The following is a 19465-nucleotide window of genomic DNA, read 5'->3' on the forward strand; positions in this document are numbered from 1 at the left end:
CTCCCTTGCCACAAAAGCTCGGTGCAGCGGGGTTACTGCGCCAACCACCCACCATCGATATTCCACGCCGCGCCCCGCACCTGGCTGCCGGCTTCGCTGCACAGGAACAGCACCAGCTCGCCCAGTTGCGGCGGGGTGACGAACGCCAGGGACGGTTGCTTCTCGGCCAGCAGGTCATGCTGGGCCTGCTGTGGGTTGACGCCGGTGGCGATGCGATCGTCGATCTGCTTCTGCACCAGCGGCGTCAGCACCCAGCCCGGGCAGATCGCGTTGCACGTAACGTTGCTGGTGGCGGTTTCCAAACCAACCACTTTGGTCAGGCCGATCACCCCATGCTTGGCGGCGACGTAGGCCGCCTTGCCCACCGAGCCCACCTGGCCGTGCACCGAGGCGATATTGACGATCCGCCCCCAGCCCTTGGCCCGCATGCCCGGCAGGCTCAGGCGGGTGGCGTGGAACACCGAGGACAGGTTGATGGCGATGATCGAATCCCAGCGTTCCACCGGGAAATCTTCCACGGCGGCCACGTGCTGGATCCCGGCGTTGTTCACCAGGATGTCCACGCCGCCGAACTCGCGTTCGGCGTAGGCAAGCATGTCGGCAATCTGCGCCGGGTCGCTGACGTCGGCCGGATGATGACCGACCTGGCCGCCGAACTGTTTCACCTCGGCGATCACCGCCGAGGCATCGCCAAAGCCGTTGAGGATCAGGTTGGCGCCGGCCTTGGCCAAGCTGAGGGCGACGCCCAGGCCGATGCCGCTGGTAGAACCGGTGACCAGGGCAGTCTTGCCCGAAAGAGCGGTTGTCATGGGAACCTCACACAATGCCAGTGGCGTAGAACACACCGATCACGAAGAACACCGCGAGGGTCTTGATCAGCGTAATACAGAAAATATCTTTGTAAGCCTCACGGTGGGTCAGGCCGGTCACCGCCAGCAAGGTGATCACCGCGCCGTTGTGCGGCAGGGTGTCCATGCCGCCGCTGGCCATGGCAGCCACGCGGTGCAGCACTTCAAGCGGAATGTTGGCGGCATTGGCGGCGCTGATGAAGGTTTCCGACATGGCTGCCAAGGCGATGCTCATGCCGCCCGACGCGGAGCCGGTGATACCCGCCAGCAGCGTCACGGTCACGGCTTCGTTGACCAGTGGGTTGGGGATGTTCTTCAGCCAGTCGGCCAACACCAGGAAGCCCGGCAAGGATGCAATCACCGCGCCGAAACCGTATTCCGACGCGGTGTTCATGGCCGCGAGCAACGCACCGCCGACCGCACTCTTGCTGCCTTCGGCCAGCTTGCTGCGAATGGCCCGGAAGCCGAACAGCAGCACCAGGACGATGCCCACCAGCAGCGCCGCCTGGACCGCCCAGATGGCGGTGAGTTTGGCGATGTCGCTGGTCACCGGCGTCGCCATGCCCGGCAGTGCCAGGCTATGGGATTTGCCGTACCACTGCGGGATCCACTGGGTGAACAGCAGGTTCATGATCCCCACCGCCAGCAGCGGCGAAACGGCGAGCCACGGGTTGGGCAGCTTGATGTCTTCGGCGGTCTCCGGCTCATTGCGCAGCTCGGTGCCGTAGCCTTCGCCCACGCGCTGGGCCTTGTTGCGCTGGCGTTGCAAAAACAGCATGCCGAAGCTGAAGACGAAGATCGTGCCGATCACTCCCAGCCAAGGCGCGGCCCACGCGGTGGTGTTGAAGAACGTGCTGGGGATGATGTTCTGGATTTGCGGCGTGCCGGGCAGGGCGTCCATGGTGAACGAGAACGCACCGAGGGCGATGGTGGCCGGGATCAACCGCTTGGGGATATTGCTCTGGCGGAACATCTCGGCGGCGAATGGGTACACCGCGAACACCACGACGAACAGCGACACACCGCCATAGGTCAGCAGCGCGCAGACCAGCACGATCACCAGCATGGCCTGGCGCGTCCCCAGCAGGCGAATCGCCGCCGCGACGATGGAACGGGAGAAACCCGACAGCTCGATCAGCTTGCCAAACACGGCGCCAAGCAGGAACACCGGGAAATACAACTTGATGAAGCCGACCATTTTCTCCATGAACACCCCGGTGAACGCAGGGGCAACGGCGGATGGATCGGTGAGCAGGACGGCGCCGAGGGCGGCGATCGGGGCAAAGAGGATGACGCTGTAGCCACGGTAGGCGGCAACCATCAGCAGCGTGAGGGCTGCCAAGGCAATGATCACACTCATGGTGTGTCTCCTGGATTGTTATTTTTGTGGGGTGATGCTGTGGAGCGAGCTATAGCGATATCTGTGCCAGATCGCTAAGCATTTGAAATATATAAAAATTATTTGTCAGGAATGGAAGAGTCCAAATAGTTTGTCTCTATTTGGAGATTTATAGGGAAGAGGTTGGCTACTTCCCGAGCAGGCTTGCTTTCAGGCGAGACGATCTTCGGCTCGTGCGTCTAGATAATTCCGGGAGTGAGTCCGCCAGCGAAGCGCTTCGCCAGGTTGTCCTGTTTTAGAGATACAAAGTCTCCTTATTGAGACTCTGCAATCCCCAGCGCCAGCATTTTCTTGTACAAGGTCGACCTTCCCAGCCCCAGGCGCTCGGCCGCCTCGACAACCCGGCCACCGCATTGCGCGAGCGTGGTTTCGATCAGGTGCCGGTCGAATCGCGCCCGGGCCTGGCTGAAGGTCTCCTGCGGCAATGGTTCCAAGCTCGGGTTGGCGGTGCGCACCACTGGCGTGAAGGTGCCGATGGCGGCGCGAATGTCGTCGGCAGTGAGTATCAGGTCATCGCTGAGCAGCGCGGCCCGCTCCAGCACATTGCGCAGTTCTCGAATGTTGCCCGGCCAGGCGTGCTGGCCCAGGAGGTCGAGGGCGTCGTGGTTCAGTTCGTGCTGGCTGCGCAGTTCTTCGAGGATCGCTTCGCTCAGGGCCGGCAGGTCATCCAGGCGTGCGCGCAGCGGCGGCACTTGGATAGGCAACACATTGAGGCGGTAATACAAGTCCGCGCGGAACTCACCGCGCTTGATTGCCGCCTCAAGGTCAGTGGATGTCGCGGCGATGATCCGGACATCGCTTTGCAGCACCTCGTTGGAGCCTACCGGTTCGTATTCCTTTTCCTGCAGCACGCGCAGCAGTTTGCTTTGCAGCGGCAACGGCATGTCGCCGATTTCGTCGAGAAACAAAGTGCCGCCCTGGGCAATTTGCAGTTTGCCGGCGCGGCCCTTGCGGTCGGCGCCGGTGAATGCCCCTGGGGCGGTGCCGAAGAATTCGGCTTCGAGCAGCGACTCCGGGATAGCCGCGCTGTTGATACTGACGAACGCCTTGTGCGCCCGCGGCGAAGCGCCGTGGATCGCCTGGGCCAGCAGCTCTTTACCCGTGCCGGTTTCGCCCAGCAGCAGCACCGGCGAGTCAGTGCTGGCGCTGCGTCGGGCGCGGCGCTTGACCTCGAGGCTGGCCGCGCTGGTGCCGATGAAATGGGCGAAGTTGTACTTGGTCTGGCGTGCCCGCAACAGTGAGCGCGTGGAGGCCAGTTCTTCCTGCATGCTCAGGTAGCGCTTGAGCATCGGCGACAGGCTGTGCAGCTCGTCGAACAGGGCAAAACCGATGGCACCGATCACCGCGCCGGCGTTGTCGTGAATCGGTAGGCGCATCACCACCAGCGGCTCCTTGGGCGTATCCTGCATGTCCAGCAGGATCGGCCGTCCGGTACGCACCACCTCACGCAGCAAGCTTGAAGGAATCACACTTTCGCAGGCACGACCGATCGCCTCGGCCGCCGAATTCAAGCCGAAGCGACGGGCGTAGCGTTCGTTCATCCAGACGATATTCGCGTCGCGGTCGACAATCACCGTGCCTTCGCTGGACTGTTCGATGATCTCGAACAACGAGCGGATCGCCAGCGTGCGCACGCGCTTGTAATCCTTGAGGCTTTCGGTGGGGTTCATCGGCCATTTCCCAGGAAGGAGAAGCTTGCGGTACGGAATCGGTCTTCCGGCGGCATTATGCCGGGGCACAAAGGCGGATCAACCTCTCTTCTGATTCGTCGTGGTTGAGCGTCCAATAAAATTGTACAGTTGGCTTATCTTGTACATGAATTGGTTTTGGAACGGCCCATGAATAAATTCAACCCCAAAAAGCTCAAGCTTTCCAAGTGGACGGCTTGCGCGCCGGTCAATCGCGAGAAGCATTTTCTCGTGATCCAGCTGCTTTGCGATGAGCAGGGTGCGCCGACTCAGGTTGAGCTGCAGGCCGTTCACAGCGCGCGCGTGGAACTGATGGATTGGCGCGAACTGTGTGACAGCAAGCGTTGGAAAATGGGCTGGAGCTGATTACCGATTGAGGGGTTGCTTGTACAGAAATAAAAAACTGTACAAGTTTTGTTGAGTGATGGCTTAATAATATCCAGCCAAGGGCAAGGCTTTCAGACGCCACTGCCACGCATTCAACGCCTCCGGGAGCTGTATCCATGTTCATTCGTTCACGCAAGCATAAGGACGCCTTGCACGAAATCCAGGCCAGGCAGGCAACGCTTGAAGCGGAGCGGGCGGCGCTTCATGGCTCGATGGCGATCGTCGAGTTCACGGCAAAGGGGGAAGTGCTCGACGCCAGCCCGCTTTTTCTGAAAATGACCGGCTATTCTCTCGACGAGGTCCTGGGCAAGCATCACTCGATGCTCTGCGAACCCGCCTATGGACGGAGTCGAGAAAGCGCGGCGTTGTGGCAACGGTTAGTACAGGGCGAGTCCGCCGAAGCTCGGTTTTTACACCTGCGTCGCGATGGCGGCGGGCTGTGGGTAGAAGCCAGCTACGCCCCCGTGCGCGATGACGACGCAGGCGTTCAGCGCATTATTCAGGTTGTGCGCGACGTCAATGACCGTGTGCTCCGTGCGCAAACCGAATCCAGTTTCATGCAGGCGATAGACCGCTCAATGGCGGTCATCGAGTTTGACCTGAGCGGCACCGTGGTGCGGGCCAACGAAAATTTCCTCAAGGTCATGGGGTTTCGCCAGGAAGAAGTACTCGGCCAGCATCACCGCCTGTTTTGCAAACCCAGCGAAGTGCAGGACGAAGCCTATCGTGGCTTTTGGGCCGCGCTGAACCGTGGCCAATACATGAGCGGGCTTTTCCAGCGCGTCGACAAACGAGGCGCGACGGTCTGGCTGCAAGCGACCTACAACCCGCTCTACGATGCCAATGGTCGTTTATATGGGGTGGTCAAGTTCGCCACGGACAACACCCGCGAGGTCGAGCAGCGCCAGACCGAATCAAAAGCGGCGCGACTGGCCTTCGAAACGTCCCGCAAGACCGATGAACACACGCAGTTGGGCACCTCGGTGGTCCAGCAAACCGTAACGGTGGTGCAGAGCATTGCCGATGAGTTGCAGCAAGTCGCCCTAGGCATCGGTGCCTTGAGCGCCCAGTCCGAGGAAATCGGCAGCATCGTCGATGCCATCCGCGGGATCGCCGAGCAGACCAACCTGCTCGCGCTCAATGCGGCAATCGAAGCGGCCCGCGCCGGCGAACAGGGGCGCGGTTTCGCGGTGGTGGCCGATGAAGTGCGCAACCTTGCCCGCCGCACCAGCCAGGCCACCGTGGCCATCTCTGAAGTTGTCGGCAAGAACCGCGAGTTGGCCAAGCAGGCGGTGACCAGCATGCAGTCCAGTACGCTCAAGGCAGAGCAGGGCGTGAAGCTGGCGAATCAGGCGGGCACAGTCATCCTCGATATCCATCGCGGTGCGCAGCAGGTGGTCGAGGTGATTGGCGAGTTTGCCCACGCCATGGACCAGCGCGGCGAGGCCTGATCGAGTCAGGCCTGCCCCGGATGCGCCGCCGCCAATAACTCCTTGGTGTAGGGATGTTGTGGCGAGTCGAACACATCGTGGCTGGCGCCTTGCTCGACCACCTTGCCATCCTTGATCACGATCATGTCGTGGGCCAGGGCGCGCACCACCGCCAGGTCGTGGCTGATGAACAGGTACGTCAGGCCGTGTTTTTCCTGGAGCTGGCGGAGCAGGGCGACCACTTGTTTCTGCACGGTACGGTCCAGGGCCGAGGTTGGTTCGTCCAGCAGCATCAGCGCCGGCTTGAGCACCAATGCGCGGGCAATGGCGATGCGCTGGCGCTGGCCGCCGGAAAACTCATGGGGATAGCGGTGGCGGCTCTGCGGGTCGAGGCCGACTTCCTTGAGAGCCTGGATGACGCTGGCTTCGCACTGCTCGGCGCTGGAGCGGCTGTGTACTTCAAGTCCTTCGCTGATGATCTGTTGCACCGACATGCGCGGGCTGAGACTGCCGAACGGGTCCTGGAACACCACCTGCATCTGCTTGCGCCACGGCCGCAGTTCTTTTTGCGACAGATGCTCCAAGGCCTGGCCCTGGAAGCGAATGCTGCCTTCGGATTCGATCAATCGCAGGATCGCCTGGCCGAGGGTGGACTTGCCGGAACCGGATTCGCCGACGATACCCAAGGTCTTTCCACGCTGGATGCTCAGGCTGATGCCGTCCACCGCGCGTAAATATTCCTTGCGCCGCAGCAGCCCGCCGCCGAGCGGGAAGCTGACCCGCAGATCCTCCACCTGCAGAACCTCTTCGCGTTCGTCCCGGGGCAGGGCTTCGCCTTCCGGTTCAGCGTTCAGTAGCTCGCAGCTGTAAGGATGCCTGGGTGCGCAGAAAAGGGTTTCGCAAGGCGCTTGCTCGACGATTTCCCCGGCTTTCATCACACATACGCGCTGGGCGATGCTGCGCACCAGGTTGAGGTCGTGGCTGATCAGTAACAAGGACATGCCGAGCCGTTGCTGCAACGATTTGAGCAGCAGCAGAATCTTGCGTTGTACCGTCACGTCCAGCGCAGTGGTCGGTTCGTCGGCAATCAGCAGTTCCGGCTCGCAGGCCAGGGCCATTGCGATCATCACGCGTTGGCGCTGGCCTCCGGATAACTGATGGGGGTAGGCCTTTAGCCGTTCGGCGGGTTTCTGGATACCGACGAGGGCGAGCAATTCGAGGATGCGCTGGCGTGCGGCCTTGCCACCCAGGCCCCGGTGCAACATCAGGGTTTCGCCGACCTGTTTTTCAACGCTGTGGAGTGGATTGAGCGAGGTCATCGGCTCCTGGAAAATCATCGCGATCCGGTTGCCGCGCAGCTCCCGCAGCGTCTTGGCCTCGGCGCCGACCAGCTCCTGGCCACGATAGCGAATGCTGCCGGTGGTGCGCGTGCCCGTGTCGGGTAGCAATTGCAGGATCGAATGGGCCGTGACCGATTTGCCCGAGCCTGACTCGCCCACCAGGGCCAGGCATTCGCCGGGGCGGATGTCCAGGCACAGGTTTCGTACTACCGTCTGGTCGTTGAAGGCCACGCTCAGGTCGCGGATTTCGATCAGGTTGTCGCTCATATCAAGGTTCCGCTTCATGGCTGTTTTCAAGCGCGTGGATCAAAGGCATCGCGCAATGCCTCGCCAATGAACACCAGCAGGGACAGGATCAGCGCCAGGGTGAAGAACGCCGTCAATCCCAGCCACGGCGCTTGCAGGTTCTGCTTGCCCTGGGCGATCAACTCACCCAATGACGCGCTGCCGGCCGGCATGCCGAAACCGAGGAAGTCCAACGCTGTCAGCGTGGAAATCGCCCCGGTGAGAATGAACGGCAGGTAACTCAAGGTGGCGTTCATGGCGTTGGGCAGGATATGCCGCACGATCACCTTGCGGTCGGTCAGGCCCAAGGCCCTTGCGGCTTTCACGTATTCAAGGTTGCGCCCGCGCAGGAATTCGGCGCGGACCACGTCCACCAGGGCCAGCCAGGAAAACAGCGCCATGATCCCCAGCAGCCACCAGAAATTCGGCTCGACGAAGCCGGACAGGATGATCAGCAGGTAAAGCACCGGCAGTCCGGACCAGACTTCCAGCAGGCGTTGCCCGAGCAGATCCACCCAGCCACCGTAGTAACCCTGCAAAGCCCCGGCGGCGATGCCAATCAGGGCGCTGATGGTGGTGAGGGCCAGGGCGAACAGGATCGATACTCGCGCGCCGAAGATCACCCGCGCCAGCACGTCCCGGGCTTGGTCATCGGTGCCCAGCCAGTTGACGGTCGACGACGGGCTGGGGGCCGGTTGGTTGAGGTCGTAGTTGGGCGTGTCAGCGCTGAAGGGGATGGGCGGGAAGAGCAGCCAGCCGCCGTCCTTGTGAATAAGGTCCTGCACGTAGTTGCTGCGGTAGTCAGCCTGGAACGGCAACTGGCCGCCGAATTGCTGTTCGGTGTAGCGCTTGAATACCGGGAAATACAGCGAGCCCTGATGGCTTACCACCAGCGGCTTGTCGTTGGCGATCAGTTCACCGCCCAGGGTCAGGGCGAACAGCCCGAGGAACAGCCACAGCGACCACCAGCCACGACGGTTTTTCTTGAAACGCTCGAAACGCCGCCGGCCCAACGGGGAAAGCTTGAACATCAGGCGTTCCTCGCGGCGAAGTCGATGCGCGGGTCCACCAGTGTGTAGCAGAGGTCGCCGATGAGTTTGATCAGCAGGCCGAACAACGTGAAGATGAACAGCGAGCCGAACACCACCGGATAGTCCCGTGACACGGCCGCCTCGTAGCTCATGCGCCCCAGGCCGTCGAGGGAGAAGATCACCTCGATCAGCAATGAACCGGCGAAGAATACGCTGATGAACGCCTGGGGAATGCCCGACACCACCAGCAACATCGCATTGCGAAACACGTGGCCGTATAGCACCCGACGTTCGCTCATGCCCTTGGCCCGGGCGGTGACCACGTACTGGCGGGTAATTTCGTTGAGAAAGGAGTTTTTGGTCAGGATGGTCAGGGTGGCAAAACCGCCGATAACCAGCGACGTGACCGGCAATACCAGATGCCAGAAGTAATCGGCGATCTTGCCCAGGGTCGACAGCGATTCAAAGTTGTCCGACACCAGCCCGCGCACCGGGAACCAGTTGAGCGAGGTGCCGCCGGCGAACATGACGACCAGGAACATGGCGAAGAGGAACGCTGGCATGGCATAGCCGATGATGATCGCGGTGCTGCTCCAGATATCGAATGCCGAGCCGTGGCGCACGGCCTTGCGAATGCCCAGGGGAATCGACACCAGGTAAGTGATCAGTGTCGCCCAGAGCCCGAGGGAGATGGTCACGGGCATTTTTTCCAGGATCAGGTCGGTGACCGTCGCACCACGGAAGAAGCTCTTTCCGAAATCCAGGCGGGCATAACCGGTGAGCATCAGCCACAGGCGTTCATGGGCCGGTTTGTCGAAACCGTACTGTTTCTCGATGTCCTTGATCAGTTGCGGGTCCAGGCCACGGCTGGCGCGGGAGCTGCCGGTCACGGCGGTGCCCGAACTGCCGACACTGGCGCCACCGACGCCTTGCAGGTGGGCGATGGCCTGTTCCACGGGCCCGCCCGGTGCGGCCTGGACGATGACGAAGTTCACCAGCAGGATGATCACCAGCGTGGGGATGATCAGCAGCAGGCGCCGCGCAATATAACCCCACATCAATGATGCCCTCCCGGTGTGCCACGCTTGATCCGTTCGGCGGTCATCTGCTCGTTGGTCAGCGGCGTTGTGCTGACTTCCCACCAGCTTTCGATGGCCTCGTCATTGCTCGCCTGGACTTTGGGCATGCCAAAGCGGTTCCACCACACGGTCGAACTGCCCGGCGGATAATAGTTGGGGATCCAGTAGTAATTCCATTGCAGCACCCGGTCCAGCGCGTGGGCATGGCGGAGCATGTCGCTTTGGGTGGTGGCCTTGACCAGGCCGTCGATCAGGGCATCGACGGCGGGGTCCTGCAGCACCATGTAGTTGTTCGCGCCCGGGTCGTTGGCCGCCGTCGAGCCAAAGTAATTGTAGAGCTCCATGCCCGGTGAAGTGCTCACGGGGTAGCCGGTGATGATCATGTCGTAGTCGCGGCTCATCAGGCGATTGACGTACTGGGACGAGTCGATGCGTCGGATGCTCATGTCGATGCCGATCTGCGCCAGGGTTCGCTTGTACGGCAGCAGCAAGCGCTCGATACCGTTCTGAGTGACCAGGAAGGTGAAACTCAGGGCCTCGCCTTCAGCATTCACCAAGCGGTCGCCGTCGGGTTTCCAGCCCGCCTGCTCCAGCAGCGTCAAGGCTTGCAGTTGCTTGTCACGGATGACGCCGCTGCCGTCGGTCTTCGGTGCCTGGAATACCTGGCTAAACACCTCATCGGGTATTTTGCCGCGCAACGGTTCGAGGATCGCCAGCTCACCCGCATCGGGCAGTTGCCGGGCGGCGAGGTCGGTGTTGGAAAAGTAGCTTTGTTGACGCACGTAGAGGTTGCGCATCATCTGGCGGTTGCTCCACTCGAAATCCCAGAGCATCGCCAGCGCCTGGCGTACGCGACGGTCCTGGAATTGTGGACGCTGCAGATTGAACACGAAGCCTTGGGCCGGCTGGGGCGCTTGGGTGGCGAGGTGGCCTTTCTGCAAGCGGCCGTCGTGCAAGGCCGGGCCGTCATAACCGATGGAGAAACCGGTGGCGGAAAACTCACGGTTATAGTCGTAGGCGCCGCCGCGCAGGACCTGCCGGGCGACGTCGGTGTCGCCGAAGTATTCAATACTGAAGCGGTCGAAATTGTAGAGCCCGCGGCTGACCGGCAGGTCCTTGCCCCACCAGTCGGCATTGCGCTCGAAGGTAATGCTGCGCCCTGAGTCGACTTTGCTTACGCGGTACGGGCCGCTGCCCAGAGGCGCTTCGTAGCCGCCTCCGTTGGCAAAATCACGGGTCTTCCACCAATGTTCGGGAAAGACCGGCAGGGTGGCGATGTCCAGGGGCAGGGTGCGATTTTCGTTGTTCTTGAAGTCGAAGCGAACGGTGCGTTCGGACTCCACTTCAACGCCTTTGACGGCGGCAAATTGTGTGCGATAGCGCAGGCTGCCCTGGGTCATCAGCAGCTCGAAGCTGTAGCGCACGTCTTGCGCAGTGATGGGCTTGCCATCGGCAAAACGGGCCTTGCTATTGAGGTAGAAGCGCAGGGACAGACCATCCTCGGCGCGTTCCATCTTCTCGGCGACCAGCCCGTAGACGGTGTAGGGCTCGTCCAATGAGCGCTGGGCCAGCGGCGAATAAAGCATTCCATCGACCTGGCTGACACCGATGCCTTTGTCGATATATGGCAGCACATGGTCGAAGTGGCCGATTTCCATGGCTGAGCGGCGCATCGTGCCGCCCTTGGGCGCCTGGGGGTTGGCATAGGCGAAGTGGCTGAAGCCTTCGGCGTACTTGGCCGGCTCGCCATACACCGTCAGGGCATGTTCGGGGGCGGCATTTACGCTGGCAGCGCCTGTCAGCAGGACCACCGCGATGAATAGCCAGGAGGGAAACGCCAGTCGCATTGTCAGCCTTAAAGCCGGGTGATTGATGACCACGATTTGTACGCGAGCGGCGTGCTGATCGCCAGCCCCTCGAGCCATAAACATAACGGCCCACCGTAAGGCGGGCCGTCATGTAGATCAATCGGGATCAGTCCTGGCGGCTGGTCACTTCCAGCAAGTGGTAGCCGAACTGGGTCTTGACCGGGCCCTGGACCACGTTGATCGGGGCGCTGAACACCACGGTGTCGAATTCCTTGACCATCTGGCCAGGACCGAACGAACCCAGGTCGCCGCCCTGACGGCTGGACGGGCACGAGGAGTTGGCCTTGGCAACTTCGGCGAAATCAGCGCCGCCTTCAATCTGAGCCTTGAGTTCGTTGCACTTGTCTTCGCTGGAAACCAGGATGTGGCGGGCAGTGGCTTTGGCCATGGGAAACTTCCTTTCAGTGTCTTTAAAAGTGCTCAGCCTACCGGAATCAGTACGCGCTTGTTGTCAAAATTGCGTCAAAGCCCGACGATTCGCAGGCGTTCGGCGTGCTTGATATAGATCTCCGTGGAGTTGGTTAGCTGTTGCTGGCCCGCGCTGGCCGTCTGGTTGATGGCGCCTAGGTGGTCCATTGGATAGTCGGAGCGAATGACCTTGCCCAAATGCGAGCTGAACCGTCCGACGATGCCGTCGTTCTGCCCGGCCTCAGTGATGAAGTATTCGGAAAAGGCCCGGCAGAAAGCATGCAAGGTGTCTGGCGCGTCAGCGCAGGTTGGGTCAGCAGCGTCTTGCACCGTGCCGCTCCAGGAGTAATAGCGAACGCCGTTGACCAACTGCGGCCCATTGCCCCCCCAAGTCTTGGGCAAACCCTGGGGGTATTTGTCATTGAACGCGCCTACGCCTTCGGTGGTGAGCGCTGCCAGTGCCGCGATGGCGTTCAGCGGGAGCTGCGCCTGGCCGCTGATCAATGAGATGAAATCGGCGAAAAGGGTGGCGACCCGATTAGCCACATGCTCCGGCAGACGCCCAGGCGTGAGCGCCTTGCGCAAGTAATCCGCCAGCTCGGACCCGTGGTTGGGCCCGCTGACCGAGGTCACCGAGGCGACGCTGTCAGGCGCCAGCGCGGCAGCATAGCGGGCGGCCAGCGCACCCTGGCCGTGGCCGATCAGGTTGACCCTGGCCGCGCCGGTTCCGTCCAGGACCCGTTCAATCTGTGCGAGCAACTGTGCGCCGCGTGCCTCACTGGAATGGGTGGCCGACAGGTACGGGATGAACACTCGGGCGCCGGCGGTAAGCAATGCCTGTCTGATGTCGTGGAAGAGTTCGAACGTACCGATTCTGTCGAACCCAAACAAACCATGTACCAAGAGGATGGGAAAGCGGGTGGTTGCATTCCGTTGCATGTTCGTACCTTTTTCGAAGAGGTTCACGTGGAGTTACCGCGCCACTCTAATCCAGGCCATCACTGGGCGGTGTAGGACGAAACCGCTGCTAGCTGCGGAAAGTGGAGTAAATAACGCGGGATATTTTCCTGAGAAGTCGGACCGCTCCTACGATCGCTAGATGCTTCCGATGGCGATTGCCCTTTGGAGCGACAGGTACTGGCGCAGGAGGCCACGCCCGGTGTCGCCTTGTCCGACTGTATGTTTGGGCACAAGCGTTTCTAATGGTGCTTCCGGTGCCGTTCCCAGGATACGGCGCCTTTATCCAAAGGACTGGAGTCTGGAAAAATGACCATTGAATTGCCTGCTGGCAAAAGCAGGCCTCCATCGCGCCGGCCATCGGCGCCCGTATTTGCGAAGGCCAGAGGAGGCGTAATAGATCCCGCTTGGCGCAAGGCTGTCATCACGGTCAAGGCGTACCCGATGATGACGTGTGGCGATGAAGTGCTGCTGTATTGGCATGGACTCAATAACGAAGGCGAGCCTTACCAGCACGAGGTTCGCCGGTTTGTCACGGAACGACAGGTTGGGCACGACGTCGTTTTTGTAGTGCGCGGACGCCATATCGCTGAGTTAGAAGGAGGCTCGCTGGACATTTCCTATCTGGTAACCGGCAGACAAATTCCGGCCGCCTGGGTGTCACAGTCTCTTCAATTGGACATTGGCGATGTGTCACCGCGCTTGTTGCCACCCATCGCGGATGATGCGGTCGGCGGCAGTCTTGACCCGGGACGGGTACCGGAGGGGACGTCGTTGACAGTGCGGCCCTATTCGAAAATGGCGGCAGGAGATCGGTTGATCCTCATCGCCATTCGGGATTCCAAGCCGTTGTGGCGGGATGTGCTGGATATCGAGGCCCATGCGGTGGGCCGTACGGTATCGTTCTGGATCGATCACTCGCTCATTGCTCCTCACCTCGGGCACTCGCTGACCCTGGCCTATGTCGTCAGGCACGGGCATTCGGTGCGCCGTGCCGAGCCGTTGTCTATCCGGATAGGTCCTCTGCTGCGTCCCGCCCTGCAAGCGCCCCGTGTCCAGGAGCTCAGCGAGGACTGGCTGCACGTCGACGCGCTCCAGGGCCCGGCGACGGTCGTCATCGACGGGGTTGGGCTGGAGGCGGGCGAATGGGTCTGGTTTCAGTGTAACGGGGCCGGCTTCACTGTCTACGAGCGGGAAATCACCGAGGCGACAGCAGGCCAGCCGGTGATCTTTACTGTACCGATTGAGTTTTGGCAGGCGCAACGCAACAGATCAGTGAGCGTGTTCTATCAGGTTGAGCGTCTGGATGATGTCAGTCAGCGATCCCCGGACCTTACTTTTCAGGTTCGTTGAGCAAAGCCCTACCTTTCAGGGAGGGCTCCCAACGCAAGCTCAGATCCCCAGTCGCAATCTGCGATGCGCCTGGCGCAGCATTTGCTCGGTGGACTCCCAGCCCAGGCACCCGTCGGTGACCGATACGCCGTAGCGCATCGCCGGGCCTAGTGGCTGGCAGCCTTCGAACAGGTGGCTTTCCAGCATCATCCCGATCAGGGCGCGGTTGCCTTGCAGTCGTTGTTCCAGCACATCATCAAACACCTGGGGCTGACGCAACGGATTCTTGCCACTGTTGGCGTGGCTGCAATCGACCAGGATGCGAGCCGGGATCTTGAGGCGCGTGAGATCGTCGCGTACCCGGGCCACACTCTGGGGGTCGTAGTTCGGTCCGCCATGGCCGCCGCGCAGTACCAAGTGGGTGTCGGGATTGCCCTGGGTCTGGATGATTGCCGGATGTCCCTGGCTGTCGACGCCGAAATGCCGGTGGGGGTGTGCAGCCGAACGCATGGCGTCGCAGGCGATGCCGACCCCGCCGTCCGTACCGTTCTTGAAGCCGACCGGCATGCCCAGGCCGCTGGCCATTTCCCGGTGAATCTGTGATTCGGTGGTGCGGGCGCCGATGGCGACCCAACTGAGCAGGTCGTCGAAGTAACCGGCGGCCATGGGTTGCAACAGTTCGGTGGCGACGGGCAAGCCCAACTGCAGCATTTCGCGCATCAGCTCCCGGGACACGGTCAGGCCGGCGGCCATGTCGTCGCTGCCATCCAGGTCAGGATCGTAGGCCAGGCCTTTCCAGCCCACGGTGGTGCGGGGCTTTTCCACGTAGGCGCGCATGACCAGTAGCATGCTGTCGCTCACTTCATGGGCCAGGCGTGCCAGGTTGGCGGCGTATTCGAGGGCGGATTTCGGGTCATGGATCGAGCAGGGGCCGACGATGACCAGCAGGCGGGAGTCTTCACCGTCAAGGATCGCCCGGATGGCCTGGCGATGGACGCTCACTTGATGGCTCAACGCGGTGCTGAGCGGTAATTGGTGCTTGAGTTGCAACGAGGTTGGCAGACGCAGGGTCAGGGCTTCGTTGGCAGGGTTGAGCGTGGACAGCGGCAAAGCGGCGATGGACGAATTCATGATCTGGCTTCCTGGGCGAGCAGCGGGGTCGTTCCCGCGCCGGCCCTACTGGGGTGTTCGACAATTGGCCGTAATGGCCGGCAATGTTGGCTTGCCACCGGTAGGTGACCGATCGGAGGCGGCAGACTGTCCCGAGCGGTGGCTGGTAAATCGCCAGGCGGAAAAACTGTCGTAACGGTAATAAGTGGCGTAGTTCATGGCTCGATCCTCAAATTGTCGGGTGTCGCGAATGTCAGGGGCCGGAAAAACAAAACCCCCGGTCGGGAGGCCGACCGGGGGTTTGGAAAACTCTGGTAGGCGACCCGTTTAAAATGGCCGCCGGTTGGGTATCAGGCGCGCCAGTGGCTAAACCAATACCCAAAATAAAAGCTGACTGGAGTTTGAACGCTGTTCGCCCGGGCAGCCGCAACCGAGCGCGGGGCGCTGGCGGTGTTAAGCGGTGAAAGGGCGTTGAACATGGTCTGTCTCCGATGAATGGTCCGAGCTTACCCGAGCGTGGTGCGGGCGTTCAATAACAAAATTCTATCGGCCATGCGAAAGCATTTACCGCGCTTGAAGCCGACTGGCTTTATGACAGACTTATGCCAGGCAGCATGGGGCAGGGCAAGGCCTGCCAGTGCCAGCACTTTGACGAGGTTTCCATGAGCTTTGAATGGCGTGCGGCCGAGGCCAATGACATCGAATACGCCCGACAACTGACTTGCGACAACATGCTGCCCTACTATCTGCGCCATGATTTGCTGTGGCAGGACGAAGCGTTCGATCTGGCCTGGGTCATTCGCCAGAATTGGATTATCCAGCGTGACGGCCAGGCGCTGGGTTTCGTCAGCCTCAGCCGTGACGCTCGTGCCCTCTATATCCGGGAGCTGCAGATCGACAAGGCGTTTCGCCGGCAGGGTGCCGGAACCTGGGCGATCGGACAGGTTTGGGATCTGGTGGGGCTAGAGCGGCGGGCGGCGTTGCGCCTGACGGTATTCAACGATAATCCAGCCAGGGCTCTCTATGAGCGTATGAAACTGCGCATTGTCGGTGAGGATGAGTGTTTCTTGAGAATGCAGCGAGACGTCGATGCCTGAATCCTCGGATGTCAGGCCAGCGAAGATGTGTTGTAACTTTTATCTGCCTGTTTGCGCTAGGTCTGCCGAACGCTTTTTTGCTAAGGTGTGGGCAACCCATATAAGACCAAATCGTGAGGTGTCTGCTTGATTAGGGTGTTAGTGGTCGACGACCATGATCTCGTCCGTACGGGCATTACACGAATGCTGGCTGACATTGATGGCCTGCAGGTAGTGGGCCAGGCTGAATCCGGGGAAGAATCCCTGATCAAGGCACGTGAATTGAAACCCGACGTGGTGCTGATGGACGTCAAGATGCCGGGCATCGGCGGCCTTGAGGCCACGCGTAAACTGCTGCGCAGCCATCCGGATATCAAGGTCGTTGCGGTGACCGTCTGCGAAGAAGATCCGTTCCCCACCCGGTTGTTGCAGGCGGGCGCCGCGGGTTATCTCACCAAGGGCGCCGGTTTGAACGAGATGGTCCAGGCCATCCGCCTGGTATTTGCTGGGCAGCGCTACATCAGTCCGCAGATCGCCCAGCAGTTGGCAATCAAGTCTTTCCAGCCAACCAACGATTCGCCCTTCGATGCGTTGTCCGAACGAGAAATCCAGATTGCGCTGATGATCGTCGGCTGCCAGAAGGTCCAAATCATCTCCGACAAGCTGTGCCTGTCGCCCAAGACCGTCAATACCTACCGTTACCGTATCTTCGAGAAGCTTTCGATCAGCAGTGACGTCGAGTTGACGCTGCTGGCGGTGCGCCATGGCATGGTCGACGCCAGCGCCTGACAATGACTGAACTGTTTGATCCAAGTGCCTTCCTGTCCACCTGTAGCGGCCGTCCCGGCGTGTACCGCATGTTCGACAGCGAGGCGCGCCTGCTTTACGTCGGCAAGGCCAAGAATCTCAAGAAGCGCCTGGCCAGTTATTTCCGCAAGACCGGCCTGGCGCCGAAGACTGCCGCCCTGGTAGGGCGTATCGCGCAAATCGAAACCACCATCACCGCCAATGAAACCGAGGCGTTGCTGTTGGAGCAGACGTTGATCAAGGAATGGCGTCCGCCGTACAACATCCTGCTGCGCGATGATAAATCCTACCCGTACGTGTTCCTGTCCGACGGGGCGTTTCCGCGCCTGAGCATTCATCGTGGAGCCAAGAAGGCCAAGGGACGCTATTTCGGTCCTTATCCCAGCGCCGGGGCGATTCGCGAAAGCCTGAGCCTGCTGCAGAAAACCTTCTTCGTCCGCCAGTGTGAGGACAGCTATTACAAGAACCGCACCCGGCCGTGCCTGCAACACCAGATCAAGCGCTGCAAGGCGCCTTGTGTCGGGCTGGTCGAACCCGATGTCTACGCCGAAGACGTGCGTCACTCGGTCATGTTCCTGGAAGGTCGCAGCAATGCGCTGACCGACGAACTGTCGGCGGCCATGGAGGAGGCTTCGGTCAACCTCGAGTTCGAGCGCGCCGCGGAACTGCGTGACCAGATCGGCCTGCTTCGCCGCGTGCAGGATCAGCAAAGCATGGAAGGCGGCAGCGGTGATGTCGATGTCGTAGCCGCATTTATCAACCCGGGCGGCGCCTGCGTCCACCTGATCAGCGTGCGGGGCGGCCGAGTGCTGGGCAGCAAGAATTTCTTTCCCCAAGTGGGGATCGAGGAAGACGTGTCCGAGGTGATGGCGGCGTTCCTGGGCCAGTACTACATCAGCAGCCCGGAGCGCGACTTGCCCAGCGAGTTGATCGTCAACGTCGTCCACGAAGATTTCCCCGCGCTGATCGAAGGCATTGATAAGCTCCGTGGTCGCGAGCTGACCATCAGCCACCGCGTGCGCGGCACCCGGGCGCGCTGGCAGCAACTGGCCGTGACCAACGCCGAACAGGCGCTAGGCGCGCGCTTGACCAATCGCCAGCACGTTGCAGCGCGATTCGAGGCGTTGGCTGACGTGCTCAACCTGGATGAGCCGCCACAGCGACTGGAGTGCTACGACATCAGCCACTCCAGCGGCGAGGCGACCGTCGCCTCCTGCGTGGTGTTCGGTCCGGAAGGTCCGATCAAGTCGGATTACCGACGCTACAATATCGAGGGCGTTACCCCGGGCGATGACTATGCAGCCATGCATCAGGCGCTGATGCGGCGCTTCGGCAAGCTGAAGGACGGGGAGGGCAAGTTGCCGGACATCCTCTTGGTGGACGGTGGCAAAGGGCAACTGTCCATGGCCCGCGATGTGCTCAACGAGTTGTCGGTCCCGGACCTGATCTTGCTCGGCGTGGCCAAGGGTGCGACGCGCAAGGCCGGATTCGAGACGCTGTACCTGAACGACGCGGCCCATGAGTTCACCCTGAAAGGGGATTCGCCGGCGCTGCACCTCATTCAGCAGATCCGCGACGAAGCTCACCGCTTCGCCATTACCGGACACCGTGCACGTCGTGGCAAAACCCGCCGTACCTCAACGCTGGAGGGCGTGGCAGGGGTTGGCCCGACGCGCCGACGCGATTTGTTGAAACATTTTGGTGGATTGCAGGAACTGTCTCGTGCCAGCATCGAGGAGATAGCCAAAGCACCCGGTATCAGTAAAAAGCTCGCAGAGTCGATTTATGCAAACCTGCATAGCGAGTAGAATGCCCGTCAACCTCGTAGCCAGTTGTGCCGATGAATATCCCAAACCTGATTACCGTTCTACGCGTCCTGCTCATCCCGATCTTCATATTGCTGTTCTATTTACCGTATCACTGGAGCTACGTGGCCTCCGCCTCGGTCTTCGCCTTTGCCGCCGCGACCGACTGGCTCGACGGCTACCTGGCCCGACGCCTGGAACAGAGCACGCCATTCGGCGCGTTCCTCGACCCGGTGGCCGACAAGCTGATGGTCGCGGTGGCCCTGGTGCTGCTGGTGCAGGAACACGGCAACCTCTGGCTGACCCTGCCAGCGGCAGTGATCATCGGGCGGGAAATCGTCGTATCGGCCCTGCGCGAATGGATGGCCGAGCTGGGTGCTCGCGCCCAGGTCGCGGTATCGAACCTCGGCAAATGGAAAACCGCCGCACAGATGCTGGCCCTGGTGATCCTGCTGGCCAACCCGTCGGACTTCACCTTCTGGGTGCTGTTGGGTTACGGATTGCTGTTGGTGTCCGCTGGCCTGACGCTGTGGTCAATGGTCCAATACCTGCGCGCCGCCTGGCCGCACCTGCGGACTGACGTCGATCCGAAATAAACTTTTTTGAATCAAAGGG

At 61.1% G+C, this 19465-nt stretch carries 16 protein-coding genes and 2 pseudogenes; 8 read left to right on the plus strand and 10 right to left on the minus strand.

Annotated features, from left to right (window positions below):
• Positions 1-32: 32 nt before the first annotated feature.
• From J3P95_RS10710 to J3P95_RS10720, 3 genes are all read right to left on the minus strand, one after another.
• Positions 33-809: a 3-hydroxybutyrate dehydrogenase gene (locus J3P95_RS10710; RefSeq protein ID WP_434562809.1), complete on the minus strand. Its 777-nt coding sequence runs from the start codon at positions 807-809 to the stop codon at positions 33-35.
• Between the two features lie 7 nt (positions 810-816).
• Positions 817-2208, minus strand: coding sequence for a GntP family permease (locus tag J3P95_RS10715; RefSeq protein WP_186609110.1), 1392 nt, complete (start codon positions 2206-2208; stop codon positions 817-819).
• Positions 2209-2501: 293 nt separating this feature from the next.
• Positions 2502-3917 carry a sigma-54 interaction domain-containing protein gene (locus tag J3P95_RS10720; RefSeq protein WP_434562813.1) on the minus strand — a complete coding sequence of 472 codons (1416 nt, stop codon included), beginning with the start codon at positions 3915-3917 and terminating at the stop codon, positions 2502-2504.
• Between the two features lie 168 nt (positions 3918-4085).
• Here J3P95_RS10720 and J3P95_RS10725 point away from each other — a divergent pair, with 168 nt between their 5' ends.
• The 3 genes and pseudogenes from J3P95_RS10725 to J3P95_RS10735 all read left to right on the plus strand — a co-directional run.
• Positions 4086-4301, plus strand: coding sequence for a TIGR02450 family Trp-rich protein (locus J3P95_RS10725; RefSeq protein WP_434562815.1), 216 nt, complete (start codon positions 4086-4088; stop codon positions 4299-4301).
• A gap of 137 nt (positions 4302-4438) precedes the next feature.
• A pseudogene (locus J3P95_RS10730) lies at positions 4439-5218 on the plus strand (PAS domain-containing protein); the annotation flags it as partial.
• A 105-nt stretch (positions 5219-5323) separates the two neighbouring features.
• Positions 5324-5773, plus strand: a pseudogene (locus tag J3P95_RS10735) (methyl-accepting chemotaxis protein); the annotation flags it as partial.
• Positions 5774-5778: 5 nt separating this feature from the next.
• Here the strand turns inward: J3P95_RS10735 and J3P95_RS10740 are convergent.
• From J3P95_RS10740 to J3P95_RS10765, 6 genes are all read right to left on the minus strand, one after another.
• The gene (locus tag J3P95_RS10740; protein WP_434577380.1) at positions 5779-7359 is read right to left on the minus strand and encodes an ABC transporter ATP-binding protein; all 1581 of its coding nucleotides are present in this window, start codon (positions 7357-7359) and stop codon (positions 5779-5781) included.
• 26 nt (positions 7360-7385) lie between these two features.
• Positions 7386-8408, minus strand: coding sequence for an ABC transporter permease (locus J3P95_RS10745; protein WP_434577378.1), 1023 nt, complete (start codon positions 8406-8408; stop codon positions 7386-7388).
• Positions 8408-9466 carry a microcin C ABC transporter permease YejB gene (locus tag J3P95_RS10750; RefSeq protein ID WP_434577377.1) on the minus strand — a complete coding sequence of 353 codons (1059 nt, stop codon included), beginning with the start codon at positions 9464-9466 and terminating at the stop codon, positions 8408-8410. The genes J3P95_RS10745 and J3P95_RS10750 overlap by 1 nt, the downstream gene beginning before the upstream one ends.
• Positions 9466-11334 carry an extracellular solute-binding protein gene (locus tag J3P95_RS10755; protein ID WP_434581232.1) on the minus strand — a complete coding sequence of 623 codons (1869 nt, stop codon included), beginning with the start codon at positions 11332-11334 and terminating at the stop codon, positions 9466-9468. Before J3P95_RS10755 ends, J3P95_RS10750 begins: the two co-directional genes overlap by 1 nt.
• Positions 11335-11461: 127 nt before the next feature.
• Positions 11462-11743, minus strand: coding sequence for a peptidylprolyl isomerase (locus tag J3P95_RS10760; RefSeq protein ID WP_039758565.1), 282 nt, complete (start codon positions 11741-11743; stop codon positions 11462-11464).
• Between the two features lie 74 nt (positions 11744-11817).
• Positions 11818-12702 (minus strand): esterase/lipase family protein, encoded by an 885-nt coding sequence (locus J3P95_RS10765; protein WP_434577375.1) that lies wholly within the window; start codon positions 12700-12702, stop codon positions 11818-11820.
• A gap of 327 nt (positions 12703-13029) precedes the next feature.
• On the opposite strand from J3P95_RS10765, the gene J3P95_RS10770 reads away from it, so the two are divergent.
• On the plus strand, positions 13030-14073 hold the full coding sequence (locus J3P95_RS10770; RefSeq protein WP_434577373.1) for a hypothetical protein: 1044 nt from the start codon (positions 13030-13032) through the stop codon (positions 14071-14073).
• Positions 14074-14112: 39 nt separating this feature from the next.
• On the opposite strand, the gene J3P95_RS10775 is transcribed toward J3P95_RS10770, so the two are convergent.
• Positions 14113-15183, minus strand: a complete 1071-nt coding sequence (locus J3P95_RS10775; protein WP_434577371.1) for a 3-deoxy-7-phosphoheptulonate synthase — start codon at positions 15181-15183, stop codon at positions 14113-14115.
• A gap of 641 nt (positions 15184-15824) precedes the next feature.
• Between J3P95_RS10775 and J3P95_RS10780 the strand changes: the two genes are divergently transcribed.
• From J3P95_RS10780 to pgsA, 4 genes are all read left to right on the plus strand, one after another.
• Entirely contained in the window at positions 15825-16259 is a 435-nt protein-coding gene (locus J3P95_RS10780; protein WP_434562829.1) for a GNAT family N-acetyltransferase, read from the plus strand.
• Between the two features lie 126 nt (positions 16260-16385).
• On the plus strand, positions 16386-17027 hold the full coding sequence (gene gacA, locus J3P95_RS10785; protein ID WP_003200277.1) for a response regulator transcription factor GacA: 642 nt from the start codon (positions 16386-16388) through the stop codon (positions 17025-17027).
• Positions 17028-17029: 2 nt separating this feature from the next.
• Positions 17030-18853, plus strand: coding sequence for an excinuclease ABC subunit UvrC (gene uvrC, locus J3P95_RS10790; RefSeq protein WP_434577369.1), 1824 nt, complete (start codon positions 17030-17032; stop codon positions 18851-18853).
• A gap of 32 nt (positions 18854-18885) precedes the next feature.
• The gene (pgsA, locus tag J3P95_RS10795) at positions 18886-19446 is read left to right on the plus strand and encodes a CDP-diacylglycerol--glycerol-3-phosphate 3-phosphatidyltransferase (protein WP_039589536.1); all 561 of its coding nucleotides are present in this window, start codon (positions 18886-18888) and stop codon (positions 19444-19446) included.
• Positions 19447-19465: the final 19 nt, after the last annotated feature.

The organism is Pseudomonas sp. Z5-35 (assembly GCF_051131945.1).
In the GTDB taxonomy this organism is placed as follows: domain Bacteria; phylum Pseudomonadota; class Gammaproteobacteria; order Pseudomonadales; family Pseudomonadaceae; genus Aquipseudomonas; species Aquipseudomonas marvdashtae.